This is a genomic window from Caballeronia sordidicola, from assembly GCF_002220365.1.
GTDB classification, from domain to species: Bacteria; Pseudomonadota; Gammaproteobacteria; order Burkholderiales; family Burkholderiaceae; genus Caballeronia; species Caballeronia sordidicola_C.
The window spans coordinates 1-2,591 of record NZ_MTHB01000202.1; the positions used below are offsets into that span (position 1 = coordinate 1).

At 61.2% G+C, this 2,591-nt stretch carries 3 protein-coding genes; all 3 read right to left on the reverse strand.

The window, feature by feature from the left end:
* Nucleotides 1–132: 132 nt before the first annotated feature.
* Genes tnpC through BSU04_RS28540 form a run of 3 tightly spaced genes read right to left on the reverse strand, consistent with a single transcriptional unit; the run spans nt 133 to nt 2,507 of the window.
* Nucleotides 133–1,716 carry an IS66 family transposase gene (tnpC, locus tag BSU04_RS28530; protein ID WP_089163720.1) on the reverse strand — a complete coding sequence of 528 codons (1,584 nt, stop codon included), beginning with the start codon at nt 1,714–1,716 and terminating at the stop codon, nt 133–135.
* 30 nt (nt 1,717–1,746) lie between these two features.
* Nucleotides 1,747–2,091, reverse strand: a complete 345-nt coding sequence (gene tnpB / locus BSU04_RS28535) for an IS66 family insertion sequence element accessory protein TnpB (protein ID WP_075358736.1) — start codon at nt 2,089–2,091, stop codon at nt 1,747–1,749.
* On the reverse strand, nt 2,088–2,507 hold the full coding sequence (locus tag BSU04_RS28540) for a transposase (protein WP_089163721.1): 420 nt from the start codon (nt 2,505–2,507) through the stop codon (nt 2,088–2,090). The genes tnpB and BSU04_RS28540 overlap by 4 nt, the downstream gene beginning before the upstream one ends.
* Between the last annotated feature and the right edge of the window lie 84 nt (nt 2,508–2,591).

A 2,591-nucleotide genomic window follows, 5' to 3' on the forward strand; every position in this document is an offset into this window, starting at 1 on the left:
GTAAGCGGCTCGGCTGGGCCGTGTCCTCACGCGCGCGCGAGTGAGGCATGATGGCGATGGCGTGTTGGAGTCCGTATAGATCAAGGGAGATCGTGTCCACGATCGGCGATCATGGGGACGATCCATCCAAATCTATCCAGATCTACCGGATTGAGATTGTGGCGGGGTGAGGGGTTTTAGTTTGTCAGCCACATTCCAAGGCAGCAATTCGTCGATGCGAGAGATCTTGTGATCAGCGATGTGGGTCAGGATGTATTCTAGGTAGGCACGCGGGTTGATTCCGTTGAGCTTGCACGTCCCGATCAAGCTATACATCGCGGCGGCCCGCTCGCCCCCGCTGTCGGAGCCGACGAACAGATAATTTTTGCGTCCGAGCGCGACACAGCGCAAGGCGTTTTCGGCAAGCACATTGCTTATCTCGGCCCGACCGTCTTCACAGTAGAACGTGAGGGCTGCCCAGTGGTTCAGCGAGTAGTTGATCGCCTTGGCGAGCGCGGACTTCGTTGACAGCGTCGTGAGTTTTGCCCTGATCGTCGTTTCGAACTTAACGAGCAATGGCTTGCTCTTCTCTCGCCTCACGCGCAGACGCTCGTCTGGTTCCTTGCCACGGATGTCGGCTTCTATGCTGTAGAGCTCGCCGATCATCTCGAGCAGCTGCTGGGTATCCGCAGTCGGCGTGCGCGCGTGAACATCATAGATGTACCTCCTTGCGTGATCCCAGCATGCCGCTTCGTGGATCTCGCCGCTTGCGTACAGTTGATCGAACCCCGAGTAAGCATCGGCCTGCACGATGCCGTGGAATGCGGCGAGCCGGGTTTGAGGGTGGATGCCTTTGCGATCCGAGGAGAAGTCGAACCATACCGCAGCAGGCTCAGCCGAACCCGAGCGACGATCGTCGCGCACGTAGACCCAGAAGCGGCCGGTCACCGTCTTACCGTTGCCTGGCGCGAGCACCGCGACCGGCGTGTCGTCAACGTGTACCTTTTCGGAAACCAACACGTAGCGCTGGATCTCTTTAACGAGCGGTACACAGAGCTGGGCAATCTGCCCGAGCCAGCGGCCCATGCTGCCGCGATCCAACGTCACTCCATCGCGTGCCGCAATCTCCGATTGGCGATACAGCGGCTGATGATCAGCGAACTTCGACACCGCAATATCGGCCAGCAAGCTCGGATGCGCGATGCTGTGCTCGATCGGCAGGCTAGGCATCGCGGGCTGTTCGATGTGGCCGCAATCGGGGCAACACAGCTTGTGGCGGATCGTGCGGATCACTTTGAACGCGGCCGCCACGCGGGCGAGTTGCTCGGAGACATCCTCGCCGAGCCACTGCATTGCAGTCGCGCATATGGGGCAAGCCGAATCAGGTGTGAGTTCGATCTCGTCGCGCGGCAAGTGCGGCGGCAGGGGTTCTCGCGTGGGCCCTCGATCGGATGGTCCCTTCGATGCTTTGTCTCGTTGTCCTCGCGCCTCTGCCGCCCCTTGGCCGGCCGTCAGGTCTTCCAACTGCGCTTCGAGCTTATCGATCTGCCGGGCCAGTTTCTCGGACTTGCTCCCGAAGTGCATCCGCCTGAGCTTGTCGATCTGCGCCTTCAGTCGGTCGATCTCGTCGTCGCGGGCGGCGATCTCCCGCACCATGTTCGCGAGCGATGCTTGCTGCTCGAGCACCAGAGCCTGGAGCTCAGCGACGGTGGCGGGAAGCGGCGCATGTTGGGACATGCGTTGCAGTTTACGAGTCTTCTTCGCGGTTTACAACATCGACAGCGCGGCAGTGCGTCGCGGCTGCCGCCAGTCGATGCCCTCGAGCAGCATCGAAAGCTGGGCGCTCGTCAGATGGATCTTTCCGCCATCGGCCTGGGGCCAGATAAAACGGCCTCGCTCCAATCGTTTTGCGAGCAACCAGAGTCCGTCATCAGTCGCCCAAAGCAGCTTCACGAGATCGCCGCGACGCCCGCGGAAGATGAACAGGTGGCCGCCCAGCGGATTTTCTTCGAGTGCTGTCTGCACCTTCGCGGCCAGCCCCTGGAACCCGCAGCGCATGTCGGTCACGCCGGCCGCTAGCCAGATACGCGTACCTGCCGGCAGCGCGATCACTTCAGACATTCCTGCAGGAACGCTTCGGTGCGCTCGGCAGACAGGCCGCGAATCTTCACGCGCCGCTTGCCGATCTCCACCTCGATCTCGCACACGGGCGTCGGCATCGGTACGCTGCTCATCGCCTCTGACATCACTGTCGGCTCCGGCGCCCGAAGTACCAATGCCGAGTCGATCACGTCGACGCTCAGCAGTTCCGTGCATGGCATGCTCGGCGCAACGTCGAGTGCAGGGACGACGAGCTTGCCTTCACGATATTGCTTGCGCCATCCGAACACTACATTGGCGTTGATGTCGTGCCGGCGCGCAACAATCGACACCGACATGCCAGGCACCAACGTCTCTCTGATCACCTGCTGCTTGAATTTTCGCGCGTACGTGCGACGGGGATGGGCTGCGCCCCCTGCGTTCGACATGGCTGACTGGCTCCGTTGATCTGAACGCCCTCATCATGCTTTGGAAAAGTCAGCATGGCGAAACGGTCGGGCCGAGCCGCTTAC

What these genes read in the sequence shown, in the direction of transcription:
- tnpC (WP_089163720.1), bottom strand. Translation starts at nt 1,716, where the DNA reads ATGTCCCAACATGCGCCGCTTCCCGCCACCGTCGCTGAGCTCCAGGCT.
- BSU04_RS28540 (WP_089163721.1), bottom strand. Translation starts at nt 2,507, where the DNA reads ATGTCGAACGCAGGGGGCGCAGCCCATCCCCGTCGCACGTACGCGCGA.